Source organism: Streptomyces sp. CBMA29, assembly GCF_014596445.1.
Classification (GTDB): Bacteria; Actinomycetota; Actinomycetes; order Streptomycetales; family Streptomycetaceae; genus Actinacidiphila.
In genome coordinates, this window is record NZ_MECL01000046.1 from 1 (window position 1) to 23,549 (window position 23,549).

Here is a 23,549-nt window from a genome sequence, read left to right on the forward strand (position 1 = left end):
CACGCCTCGCCGGAGCGCAGCAGCAGGGCCGCGGCCAGGCCCACCGCGACGTGCGCGGCGAGCAGCAGCCAGGGGCTCACCGACAGGCCGCCGGCCGCGGATGCGGTGGTGCGGGCGGCCAGCGATCCGCTGCCGGTGATCGTGCCGTGGGCGAGCGAAACGCCGGCGTCGCCGCCCTGGCAGACGACCGCCTCGTGCAGCGACCGCCACGAGCCGGTGACCGGGCCGCCGCCGGGGCCGTAGCAGGTGCGCTGCCCGGCGTTGAACAGGGTGTCCGAGGCCAGCTCCAGCGGAATCAGCGCGGCGGCGATGGCCAAGTAGCCGCGCTCGCGGCCGCCGAGCGCGTAGGCCACCGCGAACACCGAGGCGGCCACGGCTGCGATCACCGGCAGCGGCAGCGGCTCCCGGGACAGCAGCACGTGGGTGGTGCCGGACATGACGACGCACAGCGCGGCGAACATCGCCGCCCGCACTGCCCTCAGTCCCGCCCCTGCCGATTCCATAGGCGCATAGTGTGTCATGACAGGCGCCACGGGAGTCTCAGAATCCCGTGAGAATCGGGCCCGCCGTCCGGTCGTCGGCTGTCGTTCCCGGGCCGGCCACCGGCCTGCGGTCCGGGAACGACGGCTCATGTCCCCGAACCGGCGGCGACGCGTGTCTCGGTGACGGGTCCGTCGCGCGGTTCCGGACTCCGGCAGCCGGACGTGTGTCACGCGTCCGGGGGGCGGCTTCCGCGTCTCCCGGACATGCGCGGCGAGCGCCGATCAGATGGTGCCGGTCTTCGTTCCGCAGTATTGCTGAGCGCCGCCGGAGCCGTTTTTCAGGCAGGCGGTGAGCGTGAAATGGGTGCCCGGTGTCAGCGACGGTATGTATTTCGTCGTGCAGGTTCCGTTGCCGTTGGCGTCCTCGATGCTCGCGCCCTTGTAGTCGCCGGCGCTGTCGATCCAGGTCACCGAAGCGTAGGCTCGGAGACCGTCGGCCTGGGTGTCGCACGCGGACAGCGTGTCGGGGGTGTAGACCGCATGAGCGCCGGTCGCGCCGCTGTCGGTGGTGTAGGCCGTCCACGTGGCCGCGCCGGCGTTGCCCGCCGCGAGCATGCCCGCGGCGCCCGCGAACAGCACCACGCCCGCCGCCTTCGCTCCCATGTGCCGCCGAATTCCCTTGATGGACAAGGTGCCTCCCCTTGTTTGAGAGCCATATGAATGCAGAGTGACGAAAGATCTCGTCATCCGCTTGCGCCGACCCCTTTTCCCCTGGGCGGTGCGTGATCACTCAAGCCTCTGTCGAGTGGTCCCGACAGATGCCTTTCGGTCATTCGTCCGTCGCGTTATCGCCCCCGCGGGGCGCGGCAGAATTCCGCTTCTGGCCGGCCCGAACCGCCGCGTTCTGCGATCTCCCGGATATCCGCGAGGGCTTTCCGGTGCGCACGGCTTCCACTTGATCCTGCGGCGAGGAAACGGACCGGATTGATCCGTTTCGTCCCCGGCGGGCGGGGGAGGCGCCGGACCGCCCGTGGCGGGGCCCCGTTGTCGGACCCGGGTCGTAGACTCACAGGGCCGCCAGAACCAGCCAGCAGTCCCTCAGCAATCCGCCAGTAATCCCCCCCTCTCGCCGGAGGTATCGCCGCCCGTGACCGACCAGCCCTTCACTCATCTCCATGTCCACACCCAGTACTCGCTGCTGGACGGAGCGGCGAGATTGAAGGACATGTTCAAGGCGTGCAACGAGATGGAGATGAGCCATGTGGCCATCACCGACCACGGCAATCTGCACGGGGCGTACGACTTCTTCCACCAGGCCAAGGACGCCGGCGTCACCCCGGTGATGGGCATCGAGGCGTATCTCGCGCCCGAGTCGCGGCGGTACAACAAGCCCGTCAAGTGGGGCGCGCCGCACCAGAAGCGGGACGACATCTCGGGCGCGGGCGCGTACACCCACATGACCATCTGGGCGCGCAACGCCGTCGGGCTGCACAATCTCTTCCGCGCCCAGTCGCGGGCGGCCTTCGAGGGCTACTTCCGCAAGCCCCGGATGGACCGCGAACTGCTCAGCGAGTACGCCGAGGGCCTGATGGGCACCACGGGCTGCCCCTCCGGCGAGATCTCCACCCGCATCCGGCTCGGGCAGATGGACGAGGCGATCAAGGCCGCCGGTGAGTACCAGGACATCTTCGGCAAAGAGAACTTCTTCGTCGAGATCATGGACCACGACATCGACATCGACCGCCGGGCCCGCGCGGGCCTGGAGGAGATCGCCAAGAAGATCGACGCGCCCTTCGTCGTCACCAACGACTCGCACTACACGTACGCGGGCGAGTCCTCGGCGCACGACACCCTGCTGTGCATCCAGACCGGCTCGAACATGTCGGACCCCGACCGGTTCAAGTTCGACGGCAGCGGTTACTACCTGAAGTCCGCCGCCGAGATGTACGCGATCGACTCCTCGGACGCGTGGCAGGAGGGCTGCCGCAACAGCCAGCTCCTGATCGCGAACCGGATCGAGACCGAGGGCATGTTCGAGACGAAGAACCTGATGCCGCGGTTCGACGTCCCCGAGGGCTACACCGAAGTGACCTGGTTCCGCGAGGAAGTGGCCCGCGGCATGGCCCGGCGCTTCTCCGCCGGCATCCCCGAGGACCGCCAGAAGCTCGCCGACTACGAGATGGACACCATCGTCCAGATGGGGTTCCCCGGCTACTTCCTCGTCGTCGCCGACTTCATCATGTGGGCGAAGAACAACGGCATCGCGGTCGGCCCCGGGCGTGGCTCCGCGGCCGGTTCGATCGTCGCCTACGCCATGGGCATCACCGACCTCGACCCCGTCCCGCACGGCCTGATCTTCGAGCGCTTCCTCAACCCCGAGCGCGTGTCCATGCCCGATGTCGACATCGACTTCGACGAGCGTCGGCGCGGCGAGGTCATCCGCTACGTGACCGAGAAGTACGGCTCCGACAAGGTCGCGCAGATCGCCACCTACGGCACCATCAAGGCCAAGGCCGCCATCAAGGACTCGGCCCGCGTGCTCGGTTACCCCTTCTCCATGGGCGACCGGATCACCAAGGCCATGCCCGCCGACGTCCTCGGCAAGGGCATCCCGCTCTCCGGCATCACCGACAAGGAGCACCCGCGCTACAGCGAGGCGGGCGAGGTCCGGGCGATGTACGAGAACGAGCCGGACGTCACCAAGGTGATCAACTCGGCCAAGGGCATCGAGGGCCTGGTCCGGCAGATGGGCGTGCACGCGGCGGGCGTGATCATGTCCGCCGAGCCGCTGATCGACCACGTGCCGATCTTCTCGCCGAAGAACGACGGCGCGGTCGTCACGCAGTGGGACTACCCGAGCTGTGAGTCGCTCGGCCTGCTGAAGATGGACTTCCTCGGCCTGCGCAACCTGACGATCATGGATGACGCGGTCAAGTCGATCAAGGCCAACAAGGACATCGACATCGACCTGCTGTCACTGCCGCTGGACGACCCCAACGCGTACGCGCTGCTCGGGCGCGGTGACACCCTGGGCGTCTTCCAGTTCGACGGCGGCCCCATGCGCGCCCTGCTGCGCATGATGAAGCCCGACAACTTCGAGGACATTTCCGCCGTCTCGGCCCTGTACCGGCCGGGCCCGATGGGCATGAATTCGCACATCAACTACGCGCTGCGCAAGAACAAGCAGCAGGAGATCACCCCGATCCACAAGGAGTTGGAAGAGCCGCTCCGCGAAGTCCTCGACATCACCTACGGCCTGATCGTCTATCAGGAGCAGGTGCAGAAGGCCGCCCAGGTGCTGGCCGGTTACTCGCTCGGCCAGGCCGACCTGCTGCGCCGCGCGATGGGCAAGAAGAAGAAGGAAGTCCTCGACAAGGAGTTCATCCCCTTCCAGGCGGGCATGCGCGAGCGCGGCTACTCCGACCAGGCCATCCAGGCGGTCTGGGACGTGCTGGTGCCGTTCGCCGGATACGCCTTCAACAAGGCGCACTCCGCCGCGTACGGCCTGGTCTCCTACTGGACCGCGTATCTCAAGGCCAACTACCCGGCCGAGTACATGGCGGGCCTGCTGACCTCGGTCAAGGACGACAAGGACAAGATGGCGCTCTATCTCAACGAGTGCCGCCGGATGGGCATCAAGGTGCTGCCGCCGGACGTCAACGAGTCCAACGCCAACTTCACACCGCGCGGCGACGACACGATCGTCTTCGGCCTCACCGCCGTGCGCAACGTCGGGACGAACGTGGTGGAGTCGGTGGTCCGCAGCCGCAAGGCCAAGGGGCGGTACGCGACCTTCCCCGACTTCCTCGACAAGGTCGAGGTGGTGGCCTGCAACAAGCGGACCGTCGAATCGCTGATCAAGGCGGGCGCCTTCGACGAGATGAAGCACACCAGGCGCGGTCTGACCGAGCACTTCGAGACGATGATCGACAACGTGGTGCAGGTCAAACGCAAGGAGGCCGAGGGCCAGTTCGACCTGTTCGGCGGCGCTGGGGACGAGGGCGACGACACCCCGGCCTTCGGGATGGACGTGGTCTTCTCCGACATCGAGTGGGACAAGACGTATCTGCTCGCGCAGGAACGGGAGATGCTCGGCCTCTACGTATCCGACCATCCGCTCTTCGGCATCGAGCACATCCTCAACGACAAGACGGACGCCGCGATCGCCGCGCTGGCCGGTGACTACTCCGACGGCGCGATCGTCACCATCGGCGGCATCATCTCCGGGCTCCAGCGGAAGATGACCAAGCAGGGCAACGCGTGGGCGATCGCCACCGTCGAGGATCTGGCGGGCTCGGTCGACTGCATGTTCTTCCCCGCCACCTACCAACTGGTCTCGACCCAACTCGTCGAGGACGCCGTGGTCTTCGTCAAGGGGCGGCTCGACAAGCGGGAGGACATCCCGCGGCTGGTGGCGATGGAGCTGATGGTCCCCGACCTGTCGGACGTGGGCGCCAACGCGCCGGTGATGATCTCCATCCCGACGGTCAAGGTGACCCCGCCGCTGGTGGCCAGGCTCGGCGAAGTGCTCTCCAGCCACAAGGGCAACACCGAGGTGCGGGTGAAACTCCAGGGTGCGCGGACGACCACGGTGCTGCGGCTCGACCGGCACCGGGTGACCGCGGACCCCTCGCTCTTCGGCGACCTCAAGGCGTTGTTGGGCCCCGCGTGCCTGGGCGCCGCGCAGCAGCAGGCCGGCTGACCCGCGCGGATGAGCGGATGAGCTGAGCGCGATGCGAGTGCGTGCGCAAGCGCGATGTGAGTGCGGGGGCACCCCTGGTGGTGGGGCGCCCCCGCGGTCACGCGAGGGGACCAGGGCCTAGTTGTGGCCGAACTTCTGCTTGTTCTGCTTGTGCGAGAAGTCCTGCGCGGGCGCCATCTCCGGCTGGTCCTCGTCCATCGGGCGCTGCGTGCGCTCCCGCTCCTCGGTGGCGGCGGCGCCGCGCTGCTCGTTCTGGTTCTCGCGCTGACGGTTCTGGTTCTTGTTCTTAGCCACGATCGTCTCTCCTAGTGGGGGATGTCGGCCGTTGGCCTGGTGGCCCATCGGCCGACATCAGATTTGCACGGGAGTACGAAGCGCGCATTTCGGGCAGTTGAGGGAGTGGGGCGGCCGGAATGGTGACCACCGCCACGCCGATGATCGGGTTCGAGGTCATAACCCCCGAGCATTCGGGCAGACTCGGGGGACATCCGTGCCGGGGGGCGACCGGAAGAGGTGCAACATGGACCGCTGCGTCGTCCTGGTGGACGCTGGCTACCTACTGGGCGCTGCGGCGAGTCTGTTGGCGGGTGAACCCTCCCGGTCCCGGATCACCGTTGATCATGCCGCTGTCGTCGCTGGCCTGCGCGAACGTGCCGAGTTGGAGACCGGTCAGCCACTGCTGCGGATCTACTGGTTCGACGGCGCACCCGACCGGGTTCCGCAACCGGAACACCGTCGGCTGCGGGTGATGCCCCGGGTGACCGTACGACTGGGCGCGCTCACCCGGACGGACGGCCGGTGGGCGCAGAAGGGCGTGGACGCCGCCATGCACGCCGAGCTGTCGGAGCTGGCCCGTAACCGCGCGTGCTCCGATGTCGTCCTGGTGACCGGTGACGGCGATCTGCTGCCCGGCATGATGTCCGCCAAGGAGCACGGCGTCGCCGTCCATCTGTGGGCCGTCCAGGCCGCAGACGGGGACTACAACCAGTCGGAAGACCTGGTCGCGGAGGCCGACGAGCGGCGGGTGCTGGACCGCCAGTGGATCACCGCGGCGATCAGGGCCCGCGAGATCCCCGGCGTCTGTCCGCCGCCCGGCCCGCGCCCGGAGATCGCCGCGATCCTCTCCGCGCCGCTGCCCGAGTCGGCCTCCGGCGGCGAGCGGCTGGCGCCTCCGGAGGAGCGGCCGGGCAAGAACGGCACCGCGCCGGAACCGGCGGCGGCCGAGAGCGCACCGCCGGGCAAGGTTGCCCCTTCGGAACCCGCCGGTCCCACCGTGCCCACCCCGAAGGATCTCGCCGGCCGCAGCCACGCCGCCCCCGCGCCGCCGCCGGCCCAGCCGGCCCCCAGCGCCACCCTGCGCTGGTCGTCGGAGAAGGGCTGGACCGACCGCGGCGCGGGCGCCGACCTGCCCGACACCAGCGGCCTGCCCACCCTCGCCCAGCTCACCTCGGCCGAGCAGCGCTGGGCGGACCGCGAGGCCGACATCACGGCGGTCAGCGGCGACCCTTTCGAGGTCGGCCAGGTCTTCGCCCGCCGCTGGATCGCCCGCCTCACCGACACCTCCCAGCTCCAGCAGCTCTCCACCCACTACCCCCGCGTCCCGCACCGCATAGACGGTGAGCTGCTGCGATACGCCGCCCGCTTCGGCCTGCTCGCCCACAAGGACGACCAGATCGACGAGCACGACCGGTACGCGATCAGGGCCGGATTCTGGCGCGAGGTCGACGCCCACGCGGTCGCCGAGCACGCACCCGCGGGGGAGTGAGCACGGGTTCCGCCGCCTGCGCCGGTGCCCCGGCAGGGCCAGCGAGGCGTCGCGTGGCACGGGCCGGTCCCGGCCGAGGTCCGGCTCCGACCGGCCCGGCGGCCCGCCCGGCGGCCGGGCCCGCCCCCGGCGGGGAGCGACCCGCCCGGGGTCCGAAAGCCGGGTGAACCGGGCCCCCTTGCGTCGCGGGCGGCGCGCAGCGCGTACTCTCGGTCCTCGTGAGTACGGGCACGGAGGAGACGGCGCCCCCAGCGGTCGCCACAGCCCGCGACGCGGTGTGCACCGTGCGCGGTCTGGTCAGAACGTACCCGGCCGGTTCCGCGGCCAGGGGCCGAGGGCTGCGCCGCCGCCGTACCGCCGCCGATCAGGCGCCCCAAACCGCCAGGCCCGGTGTCGTACGCGCCAACGACGGCATCGACCTCGACGTCGGCCGCGGCGAACTCTTCGGCATCCTCGGCCCCAACGGCGCGGGCAAGACCACCCTGGTCCGCCAGCTCACCGGCCTGCTGCGGCCCGACGCCGGATCGATCGACCTGCTCGGCCACGACCTCGTACGCCACCCGGACCGGGCCTCCCGGCTGGTCGGCTACCTCGGCCAGGAGTCGTCCGCGCTGGACGAGCTGACCGTCGCGCTCGCCGCCGAGACCACCGGACGGCTGCGCGGCCTGGACGCGCGCGCCGCCCGCGCCGAGCGCGACGCCGTCCTGGACGAACTCGAACTCGGCCCGATCGCGGGACGCCCGATCAAGCGCCTCTCCGGCGGCCAGCGGCGGCTCGCCTGCTTCGCGGCCGTCCTGGTCGGCCAGCGGCCCGTCCTGGTCCTCGACGAGCCCACCACCGGTATGGACCCGGTCGCCCGGCGCGCGGTGTGGGCCGCGGTCGGCCGCCGCAGGGCCGAGCACGGCGCGACCGTGCTGCTGGTCACCCACAACGTCATCGAGGCGGAGAACGTCCTGGACCGGGTCGCCGTGCTCGACCACGGCAAGGTCATCGCCTGCGACACCCCCACGGGCCTGCGGTCGCTGGTCGCCGACGAGGTCAGGCTCGACCTCGTGTGGCGCGACGAGCCGCCGATGGCGCTGCCCGCCATCGCCGCCCTGCACCCGCTCGCCGACATCTCGGGCCGCCGCTGGACGCTGAGGCTGCCCCAGGAACGGGCCCGCGCCGCCGTCGCCGAGGTCACCGGGGGACCGGCCTTCGCCGCCCTGGACGACTTCACCCTGGCGATGCCCAGCCTGGAGGACGTCTACCTCGCGCTCGGCGGCAGGGGAGAGGGCCTGGTGAAGTCATGAGACGGGTCCCGCCGCGGGTCGCGCCGCACCGGCGGACGGCTTCGTCGTACGCCCCCGCGCCCCGGCCGTACGACCCTGTGCTGTCGCCGTACGACACGGCCCCGCCGTGTTCCGCAACCACGCGTGGAGCCTGCGTATGAGCGTGCTCACCCAAACCGTTCCCGCGCCCCGGGGCGTCGCCGCGCAGCAGTCCGGCGCCGCGCCGCTCGCGCCGCGGGCCCGGCTGTGGCCCGCCTTCGGCGCGGTCTACCGCGCGCAGCTCTCGCGGGCCCGGGTGGCCCGGATACCGCTGCTGTTCGTCGCCACCTTCCAGTCCGTCGGGATCATGGTGATGATGCGCGGAGTGGTCGACGGCGGGGACGGGGAGGCGGCGCGCTCGGTCGTCGCGGGCTCCAGCGTCCTGGTGGTCGCCTTCGTCGCGCTCAATCTGCTCGCGCAGTACTTCGGACAGCTCAGGGCGTCCGGCGGACTCGACCACTACGCGACGCTGCCGGTGCCGCCGGCCGCCGTCGTCCTCGGCGCGGCGGGCGCGTACGCGTCCTTCACCGTGCCCGGCACCCTCGTGACCGCCGTGACCGGCTGCGTCCTGTTCCATCTGCCGCTGGCCAATCTGTGGATCCTCGCCGTCGTGATCCCGCTGGCCGGGGCCGCGCTCTCCGGCCTCGGCGCGGCCCTCGGGCTGCTCGCGCCGCGGCAGGAGATCGCCACGCTCTTCGGCCAGTTGGGCATGTCGGCGGCGCTGCTGCTCGGCGTGCTGCCCGCCTCGCACATGCCCGCGCCGATCTCCTGGGCGCGCGATCTGCTGCCCTCCACGTACGGCGTCGAGGCGTTCGCCCGCACCTTCGGCGGCCATCCGCACTGGGCCGCGGTCGCCGGCGACCTGTCCGTGTGCGCGGCCGTCGGCGTCGGCTCGCTGGCCGTCGCCACCTGGGCGTACCGCAGGGCGGCCTGCCGATGAAGCGACGGACAGGCAGACCTGGCACGATGGGCGGGTGACCGCACCCCTGACGCCGCATGACCAGCCGCCGCCGTTCCCGCCGTACCCGGGCGCAGGCCCCGGTGGAGGCGACGGCAAGGGGGACCGGCCCTCACCGATCGCACAGTTGGGCCGCGCCGCGCTCGTCGCGGTCGCCGTCACGGTGTGCGGGGTGTTCCTCGGGCTGCTGTGGGCGTGGCTGTCACCGCGCGTCCCGCTGATCTCGGACGGCACGTACATCTACCTCAAGGACACCGAGGGCGAAGAGGCCATCGGCGGCGACGGCACCTTCGTGCTGATCGCGCTGTGCCTGGGCGCGCTGACCGCCCTCGGCGTCTTCCTCTGGTACCGCCGCGGCGGCGTCGCCGTGGTCCTGGGCCTCGCGGTCGGCGGCGTGCTCGCCTCCATCGTCGGCTGGCGGCTGGGCATCGTCCTCGGACCGACCGTCCACATCAAGGCACACGCCAAGGAGGTCGGCCCGAACGTCGTCTTCGACGGGCCGCTGAAGCTGCGCGCCAAGAGCGCGCTGGTCGCCTGGTCGGCGGCGGCGATGCTGGTCCACCTGGGCCTGACCTCGCTCTTCGGGCCGCGTGACCCGCAGCCGGTGTACGTGGCGCCGCAGCCGTGGGGCGCGCCGCCGCCCCCGCCGCCGCCCCCGGCGCAGTGACGCTCTCCCGCTCCGGCTGACGCCGGGGCTTCCGGCTCAGGTACGTGAGATCCGGGCCGTCACCGCTGAGGTGAGCGTCGCCAGGTCTGCGGGGGACAGCTCCAGCTCCAGGCCGCGCTTGCCCGCGGAGACGAAGACCGTGGGGAAGCCGAGGGCCGAGGCGTCCAGGGCCGTGGGCAGGCGCTTGCGCTGGCCCAGCGGGGAGATCCCGCCGAGCACGTAACCGGTGCTGCGCTCGGCGTCGGCCGGCGCCGCCATCGTGGCGCGCTTGCCGCCCACCGCCGCGGCCAGCGCCTTGAGGTCGAGCGAGCCCGCCACCGGGACGACCGCCACGGTCAGAGCCCCGTCCACCTCCGCGACCAGCGTCTTGAAGACCCTGCCCCGGACTTCGTCAGGAGGAGCCCCGAGCGCCGTGCCCAGCGCCGCCGCGGCCTCGGCGCCGTAGGAGAGTGCGGACGCCGGGTCGTGCGCGTAGGCGTGCACGGTGAACGGCAGGCCCGCCTTCTCCAGGGCGACCGTGGCCGGGGTGCCTCCGGCCGTACGCGCCTTCTTCGCCATCGCCGACCCCCTGATACGCGCTAGGACACGCCCTAGTTGGCGCTGATCGCCTGGTGGGTGAGTTCCACCGCGGGCAGTGACGGCAGCTTGTCGATCACCGCGGTCTCGCGGCGCAGCAGCCGCAGTTCGGCCGTCAGCCGGGCGGCGGTGTCCGCCGCCTCCAGCAGCTCCTGCTTCACCGAGGTCTCCACGACCACCGCCGCCGCGACGAGATACGACAGCACCGTGGCGTCGTCGGGGAACTCCTGCCCCGGCGCCAGCGTGCGCTCCCGCGCCCCGGCCAGCCGCTTCTGATACGTGCCGAACACCCGTGAGACCTCGGAGGCCAGCGCTCCCGCGCCCGCGCCGGGCTCGTCCGGCAGCTCCTCGTACTCGGCCGTCAGATAGGGCCCGCTCGCGTCCACCGACAGCAGCTTGAACCGGATCAGACCCGTGGCCACCAGTTCGTACCCGCCGTCGTCGCGCTCCGCGATGCCCGCCGCGTCCGCGACGCACCCGTAGCCGTACAGCGCGGCCTCCGGGTCCTCGCCGAGACCGGCGGCCGGACCCGTGTCCCCGCCGTCCTGGCCCGTCGGAGCGACCTCCTGGCCGTTCTTGATCGCCACCACGCCGAAACGCCGCGGCGCGTTCTCGGGCAGCGCCAGCAGATCGCCCACGAGCGCGCGGTACCGCTCCTCGAAGACGTTCAGCGGCAGCACCAGGCCGGGAAAGAGCGCCGTACTGAGCGGGAAGAGCGGAAGACGATCGGTCACAGTGAGCAAGGGTACGGGCAGTACGCCCGCCTTAGGCATCCGCTGCACCCCTCGGGGCCGCGGCGGGCCCCGAATCGCCGCGGATCGGTTGAGCGGGGGTGACGCACCTCATGGCTGCCGCCCGGCTCCGACGGCTGCCGCCCTGCTCAACGCGCCCCACTCAACGTGCCCTGCTCAACGCGCCCTGCTCAACCGCGGCTGAGCATGCGGGAGGCGCCCGCGGCGACCGTGGTGGCGAGTGTCCAGCCGAGCAGGGTGAGCAGGGAGGCCACCCACTGGCTGACGCCGACCTCCCGCCACGCGTTGTCCTGGCCGAGGTCGATCACCGGCAGCAGCAGGTCCAGGGCGTAGAGCGCGGGGCTCCAATGCGGCCGGTAGTCGTTCCCCGCCGGGGGCGGCGCCTTGTGGAGGGCGAAGTACAGCGCGCCCAGCGCCCACAGCACCGCCATCCACACCGCCGCCCGGCCGGGCCGGTAGCCGTATCCGACCGTCACGTCCTGGAGCCACCCCCAGGCCCGCCCGGCCGGCGGCAGCGATTCGCGGCGCCGCCGCTGCTTGGCCAGCAGCACCTCGCGGGCGTGCGCGTCCTCGCCGCCCGCCCGCAGCGCGGCGGCCAGCCGCTCGTACGGGCCGGGACTGTATTCCGGCGTCGCCGCGTTCAGCCACGCGACGCGCTCGCGCAGCGGGAAGGCGGTGCGCGGGGTCAGCGCCTCGTACGAGAAGTCCGTCAGATCGACCTGCCCCGGCCCCGGCCAGCTCTGCGGCGCGTCGGTCAGCCGCCCCACCCGCGCCCCCGCCAACGACACCGTCCCGCTGGGCGGCGTCCCCAGGGTGATCCGCAGTTCGGGCGTCTGCAACCGCCGTAGCGAGAGCTGCTGCCCTTCCCCCAGCCGGAACCGCGCCCGGTCGATCACCACGGCGTTGCCCACCCGGGCGTCGTCCAGCCGCACCCCGCCCTCCGCGCTGAACTCCCGGCGGGCCGTGCCGGAAGGAGCGCCGTCGCCCGGGGTGCCGCCCGGGGTGCCGCCCGGGGTGCCGCCCGCGGTGTCCGTCCCGCCGGGAGCCGCGGTCGTGTCGGGCGAGCGGTTGGCGGGCCAACTGGTGGTGAGGTAGACGGTGTGCTCGACCGTCGTGCGGGCGGCGTTGAGCGCGTCGCGGCCGTACGGATTGCGCAGGGTGGCGCCGCGCAGGTTGAGACGGCCGCCGACGCGGGCGCTGCGGAGGCTGAACTCGCCGCGCAGGTCGAGGAGTTCGGCGTCGAGGTCCTGGCCGACGGTGAGACCGTCGGCGGCGATGGCGCGGCCATGGCGGTCGCGCCGTACGGTGAGCTGGTTGAGCAGGAGGTCGGTGCCGATCTGGGCGTCGGTCAGGCGGATGCCGCCGGCCACGACGCACTGCGGCAGGTGCAGGTCACCGGTGATCTGGAGCCGGGCGGCCTCCAGCCGCGGGAGGTGGCAGCGCACCAGCCGGATACTGCCCGCCCGGCACTCCGGCAGCAGCACCTGGTCCTCGAAGCGGCAGTCGTCGAACTGCACGTAGGGGGCGACGGTGCCGCCCGCCAGCGACAGACGGCCGGTGATCCGCAGGCCCGCCAGCTTGAGCGCCGCCACCCGCCCCGGCTCCGGCGGCGGCCCGTCCAGCAGCAGCTGCGCGACGGCGTCGGCCCGTACCGCGGGCGTCCCCTCGACGCCCGCCCCGACGCCCGCCCCGAAGGTCGTCCCGAGCCGGAAAGCCCGCCACATCCCCTGCTCCGCAGCCGTCCAGTCCCCCGGCGGCCCCTCACCACGACGCTCGCTCACCTTTCCCCCTCCCACGACCGCCGCCACGCTAGAGCATGCCCGCGACACCGGCGGGCCCGCCCCGGGCGGCGTATCACGGAGTGGAACCGCGGAACGCCCCCGTGCCCGGGTCTCTACACTTGGCAGAGTGATCTCCCGAATCGATCTGCGCGGTGCCGCCTTCCCCGAGGGCGGGATCGACCGCGACCTGCTGCCCCGAGCCGAGTTCGACGTGGAGGCGGCGCTGAACACCGTGCGGCCGATCTGCGAGGACGTGCGCCATCGCGGCACGGCGGCGGTCATCGAGTACGGAGAGCGCTTCGACGGCGTGCGCCTGGACCGGCTGCGGGTGCCCGAGCGGGCGCTGAGCGACGCGCTGGCCGCGCTCGACCCGGCCGTGCGCGCCGCGCTGGAGGAGTCGATCCGCCGCGCCCGCCTCGTCCACCGCGAGCAGCGCCGCCAGGACGTCACCACGAAGGTCGTGCCCGGCGGGACCGTCACCGAGAAGTGGCTGCCCGTCCAGCGAGTGGGCCTCTACGTGCCCGGCGGCCTCGCCGTCTACCCGTCGTCCGTCGTGATGAACGTCGTGCCCGCGCAGGAGGCCGGGGTCGAGGGCATCGCGGTCGCCTCCCCGCCGCAGAAGGACTTCGGCGGCTCCCCGCACCCCACGATCCTCGCCGCCTGCGCCCTGCTCGGCGTGACCGAGGTGTACGCCACCGGCGGCGCGCAGGCCGTCGCGATGTTCGCGTACGGCACCGACGAGTGCCGCCCGGTCAACCTCGTCACCGGCCCCGGCAACATCTACGTGGCCGCCGCCAAGCGCCTGCTCAAGGGCCGGATCGGCATCGACGCCGAGGCCGGGCCCACCGAGATCGCGATCCTCGCCGACGCCGCCGCCGACCCCGGCTACGTCGCCGCCGACCTGATCAGCCAGGCCGAGCACGACCCGCTCGCCGCCGCCGTCCTGGTCACCACCTCGCCCGAACTGGCCGACGCGGTCGACAAGGAGCTGGAGGCCCAGGTCGAGGCGGCCCGGCACACCCAGCGGATCACCGCCTCGCTCACCGGCCGCCAGTCGGCGACCGTGCTGGTCGACACCCTCGACCAGGGCCTGGAGGTGGTGGACGCCTACGCGGCGGAGCACCTGGAGATCCAGACCGAGGACGCCGCCGCCGTCGCGGCCCGCGTGCGCAACGCGGGCGCGATCTTCGTCGGCCCGCACGCCCCCGTCTCGCTCGGCGACTACTGCGCGGGCTCCAACCACGTCCTGCCCACCGGCGGCTGCGCCTGCCACTCCTCCGGCCTGTCCGTGCAGTCCTTCCTGCGCGGCATCCACGTCGTGGACTACACGCGCGACGCGCTCGCCGAGGTCGCCCACCACGTGGTGACGCTCGCCGAGGCCGAGGATCTGCCCGCACACGGCGCCGCGGTCAAGGCCCGCTTCGGATGGGACCTCCCGTGACCGGCATCGACGACCTGCCCGTCCGCGACGAATTGCGCGGCCAGTCCCCTTACGGCGCGCCCCAGCTCGACGTGCCGGTGCGGCTGAACACCAACGAGAACCCGTATCCGCTGCCCGACGCGCTGGTCGCCCGGATCGCCGAGCGGGTCACCGAGGCCGCCCGGCAGCTCAACCGCTACCCGGACCGGGACGCCGTGGAGCTGCGCACCGAACTGGCCGCGTATCTGTCCAGGACCGCGGGCCACCGCGTGGGCAGCGACCAGGTGTGGGCGGCCAACGGCTCCAACGAGGTCATCCAGCAGCTCCTTCAGACCTTCGGCGGCCCCGGCAGGACCGCGATCGGCTTCGAGCCGTCGTACTCGATGCACGCGCTGATCTCACGCGGCACCGGCACCGGCTGGATCTCCGGGCCGCGCGACGCCGATTTCCGGATCGACGTGGACGCGGCGGTCCGCGAGATCCACCGCCGCCGCCCCGACGTGGTGTTCGTCTGCTCGCCCAACAATCCGACCGGTACGGCCGTGGACGCCGCGACCGTACTGGCGCTCTACGAGGCCGCGCAGGCCGCAAAGCCGTCGATGGTGGTGGTGGACGAGGCGTACGGCGAGTTCTCGCACCGCCCGTCGCTGCTGCCGCTGATCGAGGGCCGCCCGCACCTGGTGCTGACCCGCACCATGTCCAAGGCGTTCGGCGCCGCCGGGCTGCGGCTCGGCTATCTGGCGGCCGATCCGGCCGTGGTGGACGCGGTACAGCTCGTCCGGCTGCCCTACCACCTGTCCTCGGTCACCCAGGCGACCGCGCTGGCCGCTCTGGAGCACACCGACACGCTGCTCGGCTACGTCCAGCAGCTCAAGGACGAACGGGACCGGCTCGTCGCCGAGCTGACGGCGATCGGCTGCGCGGTCACCGAGTCCGACGCCAACTTCGTGCAGTTCGGCCGCTTCGCCGACAGCCACGCCGCCTGGCGGGCGATCCTCGACCACGGGGTCCTCGTCCGGGACAACGGCGTCCCCGGCTGGCTGCGGGTCTCCGCGGGCACCCCGGCGGAGAACGACGCGTTCCTCGACGCCGTCAGGACCGTGGTCAAGGAACACAGCGACCAGCAGCACATCAGGCACCACCGTACGGAGGAGTCCGCATGACCCGCGTGGGCCGCGTGGAGCGCAGCACCAAGGAGACGTCTGTCGTCGTCGAGATCGACCTGGACGGTACGGGACAGGTGGCCGTCTCCACCGGTGTGGGCTTCTACGACCACATGCTCGACCAGCTCGGCAGGCACGGCCTGTTCGACCTGTCGGTGAAGACCGAGGGCGACCTGCACATCGACACGCACCACACGATCGAGGACACCGCGCTCGCGCTCGGCGCCGCGTTCAAGCAGGCGCTCGGCGACAAGGTCGGCATCTACCGCTTCGGCGACTGCACGGTCCCGCTGGACGAATCCCTCGCCCAGGTGACCGTCGACCTGTCCGGCCGCCCCTATCTGGTGCACACCGAGCCGGAGAACATGGCGCCGATGATCGGCTCCTACGACACCACGATGACCCGGCACATCCTGGAGTCCTTCGTCGCCCAGGCGCAGATCGCGCTGCACGTCCACGTGCCGTACGGGCGCAACGCGCACCACATCGTGGAGTGCCAGTTCAAGGCGCTGGCACGGGCACTGCGTTACGCCAGCGAGCGCGACCCGCGCGCCGCCGGAATCCTGCCGTCGACCAAGGGCGCGCTATGAACACGTACTCGACCCTCTTCATCCTGCTCGGACTCTTCCTCGCCGGAGGCGTCTACTCCTTCTGGCAGCAGAAGCAGTCCAAGAGCATGATCGCGGTCCTGGCCATCGGCTCCGTGATGGCGCTGGCGGCCGGGCTGCTCCAGCTCTAGCGGGAGGAGCCGTCATGGCAGCGACGAACAAGAGCGTGGTCGTCCTCGACTACGGCTTCGGCAACGTCCGTTCGGCCGAGCGGGCGCTCGCGCGCGCCGGGGCCGAGGTGGAGATCACCGCCGACTTCGACCGGGCGATGAACGCCGACGGGCTGCTGGTGCCCGGCGTCGGCGCCTTCGCCGCCTGCATGGCGGGTCTGAAGGGCGTACGCGGCGACTGGATCGTCGGCCGCAGGCTGGCCGGCGGACGGCCGGTCATGGGCATCTGCGTCGGCATGCAGATCCTCTTCGCCCGCGGCATCGAGCACGGTGTGGAGACCGAAGGGCTCGACGAGTGGCCCGGCACGGTCGAGCCGCTGAAGGCGCCCGTCGTCCCGCACATGGGCTGGAACACCGTACGGCCGCCCGTCGGCTCACGGCAGTTCGCGGGCCTGGACACCGACGCCCGCTTCTACTTCGTGCACTCCTACGCGGTGCGCGAGTGGGAATTCGACACGCACAACGCGGCGATCCGCGCGCCGAAGGTCACCTGGGCCACGCACGGCGAGCCGTTCGTGGCAGCGGTGGAGAACGGCGCGCTGTGGGCCACCCAGTTCCACCCGGAGAAATCCGGCGACGCGGGCGCCCAGCTGCTCACCAACTGGCTGGACACCCTCTAACGCGTCAACCGCACGACCCGTTAGACCCTCTCATCTGTCTACTGGCCCTCTTCCAGCCCATCCGGCCCATCCATTTCCTTCTACGACGTAGGACGCAACCCGATGAACAGGCTCGAACTCCTCCCCGCCGTCGACGTCCGGGACGGCCAGGCCGTACGCCTCGTGCACGGCGAGTCCGGATCCGAGACGTCCTACGGTGACCCGCACGCCGCCGCGCTGGCCTGGCAGGCGGCGGGCGCGGAGTGGCTGCACCTGGTGGACCTCGACGCGGCCTTCGGCACCGGCGACAACCGGGCGCGGATCGCCGAGGTGGCCCGTTCGATGGACATCAAGGTCGAACTGTCCGGCGGCATCCGCGACGACGACACGCTCGCCGCCGCGCTGGCCACCGGCTGCACCCGCGTCAACCTCGGCACGGCCGCGCTGGAGACCCCGGAGTGGGTGGCCAAGGTCATCGCCGAGCACGGCGACCGGATCGCGGTCGGCCTCGACGTACGCGGCACCACGCTGCGCGGCCGGGGCTGGACCCGCGACGGCGGCGACCTGTACGAGACGCTGGCCCGGCTGGACTCCGAGGGCTGCGCGCGGTACGTCGTCACCGACATCGCCAAGGACGGTACGCTCCAGGGCCCCAACCTGGAACTGCTCGCCGGGGTCTGCGCGGCCACCGACCGGCCGGTCGTCGCGTCCGGCGGTGTCTCGTCCCTCGACGACCTGCGCGCCATCGCGACTCTCGTGCCGCGGGGTGTCGAAGGCGCGATTGTCGGAAAGGCGCTCTACGCCAAGGCGTTCACCTTGGAAGAAGCCCTGGAGGCGGTATCACGATGACGGAGACCCCCGCGGTACGGCGCGACCAGTCCGAAAGCCCGCTGGAGGAGACCATCGGTTTCGCCCGCGCCGTCGCGGCGGGGGACATGGTCCTGGTGTCCGGCACGATGCCGCTCGTCGACGGCGAGGTGCGCGGCGAGGGCAGCCCGTACGAACAGACCCTGCTCGCCTTCGGGAACGCGCTGGCGGCGATCGAGCCGTTCGGCCTCGGGCCGGACAGCGTGATCCGCACCCGCATGTACATGAGCCACGCCAGGGACGCCGACGACGTCGGGCGCGCCCACCGGGAGCTGTTCGGGGCCGTACGGCCCGCCGCCACCATGGTCGTGGTGGCCGGTTTCATGGACTCCCGTGTCCTGGTCGAGGTGGAGATCGAAGCCTACCGAGGAGCCGGCGGATGACCCTCGCGGTCCGTGTCATTCCCTGCCTCGACGTGGACAACGGCCGCGTCGTGAAGGGCGTCAACTTCCGGAATCTGCGGGACGCGGGCGACCCGGTGGAGATGGCCAGGCTCTACGACGCCGAGGGCGCCGACGAGTTGACCTTCCTGGACATCACCGCGTCCTCCGGCGACCGGGAGACCACGTACGACGTCGTCCGCCGTACGGCCGAGCAGGTCTTCATCCCGCTCACCGTGGGCGGCGGTGTGCGGACGGTCACGGACGTGGACCTGCTGCTGCGCGCGGGCGCCGACAAGGTGGGCGTCAACACCGCCGCCATCGCCAGGCCCGAGCTGATCCGGGAGATCGCCGAGCGGTTCGGCCGGCAGGTGCTGGTGCTGTCGGTGGACGCGCGGCGCACGCCCTCGGGTTCCTTCGAGGTCACCACGCACGGCGGGCGGCGCGGCACCGGCATCGACGCGGTGGAGTGGGCGCAGCGCGCGGCCGAGCTGGGCGCGGGCGAGATCCTGCTCAATTCGATGGACGCGGACGGCACCAAGGACGGCTACGACACGCAGATGATCGCGGCCGTCCGCGAGCTGGTGTCGGTGCCGGTGATCGCCTCCGGCGGCGCGGGCCGCCTCGCCGACTTCGCGCCCGCGGTGGCGGCGGGCGCCGACGCCGTACTGGCCGCGTCCGTCTTCCACTTCGGCGACCTGCGGATCGGCGAGGTCAAGACGGCGCTGCGGGAGGCCGGGCACCCGGTGCGCTGAGAGCACGCCACTTCGCCGCCGCTCAGTCGCGGCGGCGGGTGCAGACCAGCGCCGCGAGGTCCGGCGCGAGCGGTATCTCCACCGAGCGCAGCGCCGGGTGCTCCAGCCAGTGCAGCCTGGCCAGATCCGGGCCGCCCTCGTAAAGCGGCGGCCACTGCGCGGCGGGCGTGAAGTCGTCCACGACGAGGACGCCGCCCGGCCGCAGCAGCTCCACCGGATCGGCCGCCTCGTCCCCCTTCCCCTGGCCGCCGCCGTCGAGGACCAGCAGGTCGAAGGGGCCGTGCGCGGCGATGTCCTTCCAGTCGCCGCATTCGACGGTGACCTGCGGCGCGAGTTCCGAGAACAGCCAGGCGGCCGTTTCGGCGCGCCCTGGATCGCGCTCGACGCTCACCGCGGTGGCGTCGTCCCGCATGCCCGTGACCAGCCAGCCGAGCCCCACTCCGAGTCCGGTACCGGTCTCGCCGATACGGGTGGCGCCGGCGGCGAGCGCGCGCAGCAGGCGGCCCTGCTCGGGGCGGCAGGAGTGGGGGAAACCGAGCTGATGTGCGGTGCGGGCGGCGCGTTCGACCAGCGGGGGCAGGTCGCCGGGGCCGCGGAGGTGCGCGCGGGTGCCGTCGAGTGACATGCCCGACATCCTGCCGGGGGCGCCGGGTCCACTGCCGGTGAACAGATGAGAAAGAGAAGTTGCGCAAATAAGATTGCGCAACTTTCCTTTCCTATCTAGGGTGGTGGTCGTGCCAGAAAGAGACGACATCCCCCGGCCCCGGGCCCAGCGCATCACCGATCTCGACGCGCTGAAGGTCTTCACCCACCCGCTGCGCATCCAGCTCTACCGCCACCTGGTCACCTCGGGCGCCGCCACCGCCTCCCACCTGGCCGACCAGGTGGACGAGGCCGTGTCCCTGGTCAGCTACCACCTGCGCAAGCTCGCCGCCCACGGCTTCATCGTCGAGGCCCCCGAGAAGAGCACCGACGGCCGCGAGCGCTGGTGGAAGGTCTCCGCCGAGCGCGGCTTCTCCTTCCGCAGCGGGGACTTCACGGACCGGCCCGAGGGCGCCGCCGTCGTCAACGAGGTCACCAGGCAGCTCCTGGCGAGCCGTTACGAGCGGTACGAGCGCTACCTGGCCCAGCAGGCCGCCTGGGCGAAGGAGTGGACCGACGCCTCCTTCAGCTCCGAGTACATGCCGCGGCTCAGCGTCGCCGAACTCCGCGAGATGGACGAGGAGATGACCGCGCTCATGCGCCGCTGGACCGACCGCGGCAAGGCGGCGGTCGAGGCGGGCGACACCGAGGGGCGGGAGCTGGTGGCGGTGCAGATGTACGGGTTCCCGTTCCGGGAGTGAGGGCGGGCGCCGCGGCGCCGCCTTGTCCCCGCCGCTCTGCCCCCTCCGCGGCTCTGTCCCCGCCTCTTTGTCCCGACCCACGATCCGAGGAGGGCCGCCACCATGACGGCGACCGTGATATCCGCACCACCGCACGGCAGGCCCGCGCACCGGGACGGGAACGTCCTGCGCTGGCTGGTCGCGTACACAGCGTCCATGCTCGGCGACTCCGTCTACTTCCTCGCCCTCGGCTTCGCCGCCGCCAAGGTGGCGCCGCCGACGCAGGTGGGCCTGGTCATGGCGGTCGGCGCCGTGCCGCGCGCGGTGCTGATGCTCGGCGGGGGAGTGATCGCCGACCGGTTCGGGCCGCGCAGGGTGGTGATCGGCAGCGACGCGGTGCGCTGCGCGCTCATCCTCGGCGCCGCGGCGACGCTGGCGCTCTCCTCGGCCGGGCTGTGGCTGCTGGTCGTCGTCTCGCTGCTCTTCGGCGTCGTGGACGCGCTGTTCATGCCGGCCGTCGGCGCGCTGCCGCCGCGGATCGTCGCCGCCGACCAGCTCACCCGGTTGCAGGGCATGCGGGCCCTCACCATCCGCTTCAGCACCATCGTCGGACCGCCGGTCGGCGGCCTCGCGATGGGGCTCGGCGGCGCCACGGCCGCCTTCGCCCTCGCGGGCGGGCTCTTCGCGGTCTCCGTACCGCTGCTGATCGCCACCCGCATGAGCCCGCTGCCCGAGGCGCCCGCCGGGACCGACCGGCCGCAGGACCGCGCGAGCGCCTGGCGGAATCTGGTCGACGGCCTGCGGTACGTCCGCCGCCACCGGCTCGTCGGCCCGCTGGTGCTGTCCGCCGCCATCTGCGAACTGGGCCTGGTCGGCCCGTTGAACGTCGGCATGATCCTGCTCGCCCAGCACCGAGGCTGGGGCTCGTCCGGCTACGGCTGGATCATCGCGGGTTTCGGCGCGGGCGCCGGGTGCAGCGCGCTGCTGCTGACCGTACGGGGCCGCCTCCCGCGGGCCGGGGCCGTACAGATCGGCGCCCTGTTCGCGGGCGCCGCGGGCGTCGGCCTGATCGGCGTGGCGCCCTCGCCGGCCCTCGCGGTCGCCGTCGCCGCGCTCAGCGGCCTGTTCTGCGGCATCTGCGGCAGCCTCGCGTACGCCCTCGTCCAGTCGGCCGCCGACCCCGGCTACCTCGGCCGCGTCACCTCGGTGATGAGCCTCAGCAGCTTCGGCCTCGCCCCCTTGGCCTACCCCCTCTTCGGCGCCGCCGTCGCCGTTTGGGGCCCGGCCCCCGTCTTCCTCACCAGCGCCGTCCTCACCATGACCGGCGGCGTCGTCGGCCTCGCCACCCCCGCGATCCGCACCGCCGAACTTCCCCGCAAGAAGCCGGCTCCGCGCCCGGCGGCGGACGTGACGGCTCCCGCCGAGCCGGTGGCCGCGGGCCGGGACTGACGCCGGGACTGACGCCGGGACTGACGCCGGGAAAATGCTGTGACGTGCGCGGGGGCGTCCTGTTAGCTTCGCGCTCATGGACCCGCTCGGTGATGCGCAGATTCGCGGCTCGTTCGTCAACTGCTCCAAGGGGGAGGCGAAGCGGATCAGCCTGCCCCGGGACCTGGGCGACCTGCCGTGGCGTGACCTGGACTTCCTGGGCTGGCGTGACCCCGGCGCCCGCGACCGTGCCTATCTGGTGCGGCCCGGCGACGAGCCCGTGGGCATCGTCCTGCGGATCGCCCCCGGCGCCCGGCGCAATCTGATGCGCAGCAGCCTCTGCTCCCTCTGCCTCACCGGCCACTCCGGCGGCGGCGTCGACCTGCTGGCCGCCCCCCTCGCAGGCGCCGCCGGCCGCCAGGGCAACACCGTCGCCCTCTACATGTGCGCCGATCTCGCCTGCTCCCTCTACGTCCGCGGCCGAAAGGGCTCCGCCCTGGTCAAGAGGCTTGAGGAGACCCTCACCCTCGACGAACAGATCGCCCGCACCCTCCGCAATCTCGACGCCTTCCTCGCCAAGGTCGTGGCCTAAGGGCTGTCCCGTCATCCGCGGTGGATCAGCGTGCGGCGTCAGATGCGGTGCATCGCAAGGCGGAGGGTCGTCCTCATACCGGGTTGTATTCGGACGAGCCCGACAACGCCGCGAGGTGCCGTAGCTGTCGTCGCACGCCCGCCGGGGATTACGGGACAGCCCTTAGCCGAACGAACGGCGATGCGCCGTCGAGGGGCGTGGGGAGGTGCCCCCGGCGCCCCTGACGGGGCCTCCCTGGCCTGAAGAAGCCGGAAGAAGCCGGGTCACGCGGTCGGGGTGAGGACGAGTCGGCGCCCCGGCTCGACGGGAGCCGTCCAGGCGTGCTCGACCTCGCGGAGGGGAACGGCGTCGGCGGTGACGGAGAAGGTACCGGCGGTGAGCCGGCCGATCAGGGAGGGAAGTTCGGCGACGATGCCCGCGGCGGTGAGGGAACCCTGGCCGCTGCCCATCACGCGGAGGTTGGCGGCGCGCAGGACGAAGGACGGCAGGGTGATGTCGGGTCCTGCCATGGAGCCGATCTGGATCCAGTCGAGGGCGGCGGCGCGGTCGGTGCGGCGGGTGAGCAGCGCGGGGATGGCCCGCTCGGTCGGCGCGCCCCAGGTGTAGTCGATCACGACGTCCACGTCCGCCGCGGCCTCGCCGAGCCGGTCGGCTGCCTCCTCGGGGTCGCCCGCGAGGGAGACCACGTCGGTGGCGCCGAGGCCGCCGAGCAGGGCGAGCCGGTCGGCGTCCCGCCCGGCGGCCACGACTCGCCCGGCGCCGAGGTGCCGGGCGATCTGTACGGCCATCTGCCCGGCGTTCCCCGTCGCGCCGAGCACCAGCACGCTCTGGCCCGCCCGGAAGGAGATCCGGCGGCGCAGCGCGACCCACGAGGACATGGCGGGGTTCATCGCCGCCGCGACGACCACCGGGTCGGCGTCCGCGGGCAGCGGTACGGCGCGCCGCGGGTCGACCAGCGCCTGCTCGGCCATGGTGCCGGGCACGTCGTCGTCGGCCACGAAGTACACCGAGGTGCCGTCGGGCAGCCGCCCGACACCGTCCACGCCCGGGATCAGCGGCAGCCGCCCGTCGCTGGTGTAGTGCGTGCCGTTGGCGCCGGAGCGGACCCGCGGGTGCAGCCCGGCGGCGAGCACGTCCACCAGGACGTGCCCCTCGTCGGCCTCCGGGGTCTCGAACTCCCCGTAGCGCGGCGGCTGGTCGAACGAGCGGACGACGGCGGCGTGCATGACGGCTCCTCGGAGGCGGGTACGCA

The 23,549-nt window shown here is 72.2% G+C and carries 24 protein-coding genes; 16 read left to right on the forward strand and 8 right to left on the reverse strand.

Going from position 1 to position 23,549, the window contains the following annotated elements; genetic code table 11:
- The coding region (locus BGM09_RS06795) for a hypothetical protein (RefSeq protein ID WP_188280520.1) at positions 1-503 on the reverse strand (503 nt) is incomplete at its 3' end.
- A gap of 261 nt (positions 504-764) precedes the next feature.
- Positions 765-1,145: a hypothetical protein gene (locus tag BGM09_RS06800; RefSeq protein ID WP_188280521.1), complete on the reverse strand. Its 381-nt coding sequence runs from the start codon at positions 1,143-1,145 to the stop codon at positions 765-767.
- A 484-nt stretch (positions 1,146-1,629) separates the two neighbouring features.
- Here BGM09_RS06800 and dnaE point away from each other — a divergent pair, with 484 nt between their 5' ends.
- Entirely contained in the window at positions 1,630-5,184 is a 3,555-nt protein-coding gene (gene dnaE, locus BGM09_RS06805) for a DNA polymerase III subunit alpha (protein ID WP_188280522.1), read from the forward strand.
- 117 nt (positions 5,185-5,301) lie between these two features.
- Here the strand turns inward: dnaE and BGM09_RS06810 are convergent, their stop codons facing one another.
- Complete coding sequence (locus BGM09_RS06810) at positions 5,302-5,478, reverse strand: hypothetical protein (RefSeq protein WP_188280523.1); 177 nt, start codon at positions 5,476-5,478, stop codon at positions 5,302-5,304.
- Between the two features lie 226 nt (positions 5,479-5,704).
- On the opposite strand from BGM09_RS06810, the gene BGM09_RS06815 reads away from it, so the two are divergent.
- From BGM09_RS06815 to BGM09_RS06830, 4 genes are all read left to right on the forward strand, one after another.
- Positions 5,705-6,949, forward strand: a complete 1,245-nt coding sequence (locus tag BGM09_RS06815) for an NYN domain-containing protein (RefSeq protein WP_188280524.1) — start codon at positions 5,705-5,707, stop codon at positions 6,947-6,949.
- Between the two features lie 218 nt (positions 6,950-7,167).
- The gene (locus tag BGM09_RS06820) at positions 7,168-8,241 is read left to right on the forward strand and encodes an ABC transporter ATP-binding protein (RefSeq protein ID WP_188280525.1); all 1,074 of its coding nucleotides are present in this window, start codon (positions 7,168-7,170) and stop codon (positions 8,239-8,241) included.
- A 136-nt stretch (positions 8,242-8,377) separates the two neighbouring features.
- Entirely contained in the window at positions 8,378-9,199 is an 822-nt protein-coding gene (locus BGM09_RS06825) for an ABC transporter permease (RefSeq protein ID WP_188280526.1), read from the forward strand.
- A 34-nt stretch (positions 9,200-9,233) separates the two neighbouring features.
- Positions 9,234-9,884 (forward strand): hypothetical protein, encoded by a 651-nt coding sequence (locus BGM09_RS06830; RefSeq protein WP_317452573.1) that lies wholly within the window; start codon positions 9,234-9,236, stop codon positions 9,882-9,884.
- Between the two features lie 36 nt (positions 9,885-9,920).
- On the opposite strand, the gene ybaK is transcribed toward BGM09_RS06830, so the two are convergent.
- From ybaK to BGM09_RS06845, 3 genes are all read right to left on the reverse strand, one after another.
- Positions 9,921-10,442 carry a Cys-tRNA(Pro) deacylase gene (gene ybaK / locus BGM09_RS06835; protein ID WP_188280527.1) on the reverse strand — a complete coding sequence of 174 codons (522 nt, stop codon included), beginning with the start codon at positions 10,440-10,442 and terminating at the stop codon, positions 9,921-9,923.
- Positions 10,443-10,474: 32 nt separating this feature from the next.
- Positions 10,475-11,233 (reverse strand): LON peptidase substrate-binding domain-containing protein, encoded by a 759-nt coding sequence (locus BGM09_RS06840; protein WP_188280528.1) that lies wholly within the window; start codon positions 11,231-11,233, stop codon positions 10,475-10,477.
- A gap of 149 nt (positions 11,234-11,382) precedes the next feature.
- Positions 11,383-12,936, reverse strand: a complete 1,554-nt coding sequence (locus BGM09_RS06845) for an oxidoreductase (protein ID WP_188280546.1) — start codon at positions 12,934-12,936, stop codon at positions 11,383-11,385.
- A 184-nt stretch (positions 12,937-13,120) separates the two neighbouring features.
- On the opposite strand from BGM09_RS06845, the gene hisD reads away from it, so the two are divergent.
- The 8 genes from hisD to hisF all read left to right on the forward strand — a co-directional run bounded on the left by hisD (position 13,121) and on the right by hisF (position 18,955).
- Complete coding sequence (gene hisD / locus BGM09_RS06850) at positions 13,121-14,434, forward strand: histidinol dehydrogenase (RefSeq protein ID WP_188280529.1); 1,314 nt, start codon at positions 13,121-13,123, stop codon at positions 14,432-14,434.
- The gene (locus BGM09_RS06855) at positions 14,419-15,576 is read left to right on the forward strand and encodes a histidinol-phosphate transaminase (RefSeq protein ID WP_223186437.1); all 1,158 of its coding nucleotides are present in this window, start codon (positions 14,419-14,421) and stop codon (positions 15,574-15,576) included. Before hisD ends, BGM09_RS06855 begins: the two co-directional genes overlap by 16 nt.
- Positions 15,573-16,166 (forward strand): imidazoleglycerol-phosphate dehydratase HisB, encoded by a 594-nt coding sequence (hisB, locus tag BGM09_RS06860; RefSeq protein ID WP_188280530.1) that lies wholly within the window; start codon positions 15,573-15,575, stop codon positions 16,164-16,166. Before BGM09_RS06855 ends, hisB begins: the two co-directional genes overlap by 4 nt.
- A complete protein-coding gene (locus BGM09_RS06865) occupies positions 16,163-16,315 on the forward strand; it encodes a hypothetical protein (RefSeq protein WP_188280531.1) in 153 nt (50 codons plus the stop codon). The genes hisB and BGM09_RS06865 overlap by 4 nt, the downstream gene beginning before the upstream one ends.
- 14 nt (positions 16,316-16,329) lie before the next feature.
- Positions 16,330-16,974: an imidazole glycerol phosphate synthase subunit HisH gene (gene hisH, locus BGM09_RS06870; protein ID WP_188280532.1), complete on the forward strand. Its 645-nt coding sequence runs from the start codon at positions 16,330-16,332 to the stop codon at positions 16,972-16,974.
- A 102-nt stretch (positions 16,975-17,076) separates the two neighbouring features.
- Positions 17,077-17,802, forward strand: a complete 726-nt coding sequence (priA, locus tag BGM09_RS06875) for a bifunctional 1-(5-phosphoribosyl)-5-((5-phosphoribosylamino)methylideneamino)imidazole-4-carboxamide isomerase/phosphoribosylanthranilate isomerase PriA (RefSeq protein ID WP_188280533.1) — start codon at positions 17,077-17,079, stop codon at positions 17,800-17,802.
- Positions 17,799-18,203, forward strand: a complete 405-nt coding sequence (locus BGM09_RS06880; protein ID WP_188280534.1) for a Rid family hydrolase — start codon at positions 17,799-17,801, stop codon at positions 18,201-18,203. The genes priA and BGM09_RS06880 overlap by 4 nt, the downstream gene beginning before the upstream one ends.
- A complete protein-coding gene (gene hisF / locus BGM09_RS06885; RefSeq protein ID WP_188280535.1) occupies positions 18,200-18,955 on the forward strand; it encodes an imidazole glycerol phosphate synthase subunit HisF in 756 nt (251 codons plus the stop codon). Before BGM09_RS06880 ends, hisF begins: the two co-directional genes overlap by 4 nt.
- 22 nt (positions 18,956-18,977) lie before the next feature.
- Here the strand turns inward: hisF and BGM09_RS06890 are convergent, their stop codons facing one another.
- Positions 18,978-19,580 (reverse strand): O-methyltransferase, encoded by a 603-nt coding sequence (locus BGM09_RS06890; protein WP_188280536.1) that lies wholly within the window; start codon positions 19,578-19,580, stop codon positions 18,978-18,980.
- 109 nt (positions 19,581-19,689) lie between these two features.
- Between BGM09_RS06890 and BGM09_RS06895 the strand changes: the two genes are divergently transcribed.
- The 3 genes from BGM09_RS06895 to BGM09_RS06905 all read left to right on the forward strand — a co-directional run bounded on the left by BGM09_RS06895 (position 19,690) and on the right by BGM09_RS06905 (position 22,297).
- Positions 19,690-20,298 carry a helix-turn-helix domain-containing protein gene (locus tag BGM09_RS06895; protein WP_317452574.1) on the forward strand — a complete coding sequence of 203 codons (609 nt, stop codon included), beginning with the start codon at positions 19,690-19,692 and terminating at the stop codon, positions 20,296-20,298.
- A gap of 102 nt (positions 20,299-20,400) precedes the next feature.
- Positions 20,401-21,726, forward strand: coding sequence for an MFS transporter (locus tag BGM09_RS06900; RefSeq protein ID WP_188280537.1), 1,326 nt, complete (start codon positions 20,401-20,403; stop codon positions 21,724-21,726).
- A 76-nt stretch (positions 21,727-21,802) separates the two neighbouring features.
- Positions 21,803-22,297, forward strand: coding sequence for an FBP domain-containing protein (locus BGM09_RS06905; protein ID WP_188280538.1), 495 nt, complete (start codon positions 21,803-21,805; stop codon positions 22,295-22,297).
- Between the two features lie 263 nt (positions 22,298-22,560).
- Here the strand turns inward: BGM09_RS06905 and BGM09_RS06910 are convergent, their stop codons facing one another.
- Positions 22,561-23,523, reverse strand: a complete 963-nt coding sequence (locus BGM09_RS06910; RefSeq protein ID WP_188280539.1) for a zinc-binding alcohol dehydrogenase family protein — start codon at positions 23,521-23,523, stop codon at positions 22,561-22,563.
- Between the last annotated feature and the right edge of the window lie 26 nt (positions 23,524-23,549).

Coding starts and splice junctions, on each gene's coding strand:
- BGM09_RS06800 (WP_188280521.1), bottom strand. CDS start 1,145: ATGGGAGCGAAGGCGGCGGGCGTGGTGCTGTTCGCGGGCGCCGCGGGC.
- BGM09_RS06815 (WP_188280524.1), top strand. CDS start 5,705: ATGGACCGCTGCGTCGTCCTGGTGGACGCTGGCTACCTACTGGGCGCT.
- BGM09_RS06825 (WP_188280526.1), top strand. CDS start 8,378: ATGAGCGTGCTCACCCAAACCGTTCCCGCGCCCCGGGGCGTCGCCGCG.
- ybaK (WP_188280527.1), bottom strand. CDS start 10,442: ATGGCGAAGAAGGCGCGTACGGCCGGAGGCACCCCGGCCACGGTCGCC.
- BGM09_RS06840 (WP_188280528.1), bottom strand. CDS start 11,233: ATGCCTAAGGCGGGCGTACTGCCCGTACCCTTGCTCACTGTGACCGAT.
- BGM09_RS06845 (WP_188280546.1), bottom strand. CDS start 12,936: ATGTGGCGGGCTTTCCGGCTCGGGACGACCTTCGGGGCGGGCGTCGGG.
- BGM09_RS06855 (WP_223186437.1), top strand. CDS start 14,419: ATGGGACCTCCCGTGACCGGCATCGACGACCTGCCCGTCCGCGACGAA.
- hisB (WP_188280530.1), top strand. CDS start 15,573: ATGACCCGCGTGGGCCGCGTGGAGCGCAGCACCAAGGAGACGTCTGTC.
- BGM09_RS06865 (WP_188280531.1), top strand. CDS start 16,163: ATGAACACGTACTCGACCCTCTTCATCCTGCTCGGACTCTTCCTCGCC.
- hisH (WP_188280532.1), top strand. CDS start 16,330: ATGGCAGCGACGAACAAGAGCGTGGTCGTCCTCGACTACGGCTTCGGC.
- priA (WP_188280533.1), top strand. CDS start 17,077: ATGAACAGGCTCGAACTCCTCCCCGCCGTCGACGTCCGGGACGGCCAG.
- BGM09_RS06880 (WP_188280534.1), top strand. CDS start 17,799: ATGACGGAGACCCCCGCGGTACGGCGCGACCAGTCCGAAAGCCCGCTG.
- hisF (WP_188280535.1), top strand. CDS start 18,200: ATGACCCTCGCGGTCCGTGTCATTCCCTGCCTCGACGTGGACAACGGC.
- BGM09_RS06890 (WP_188280536.1), bottom strand. CDS start 19,580: ATGTCACTCGACGGCACCCGCGCGCACCTCCGCGGCCCCGGCGACCTG.
- BGM09_RS06900 (WP_188280537.1), top strand. CDS start 20,401: ATGACGGCGACCGTGATATCCGCACCACCGCACGGCAGGCCCGCGCAC.
- BGM09_RS06905 (WP_188280538.1), top strand. CDS start 21,803: ATGGACCCGCTCGGTGATGCGCAGATTCGCGGCTCGTTCGTCAACTGC.
- BGM09_RS06910 (WP_188280539.1), bottom strand. CDS start 23,523: ATGCACGCCGCCGTCGTCCGCTCGTTCGACCAGCCGCCGCGCTACGGG.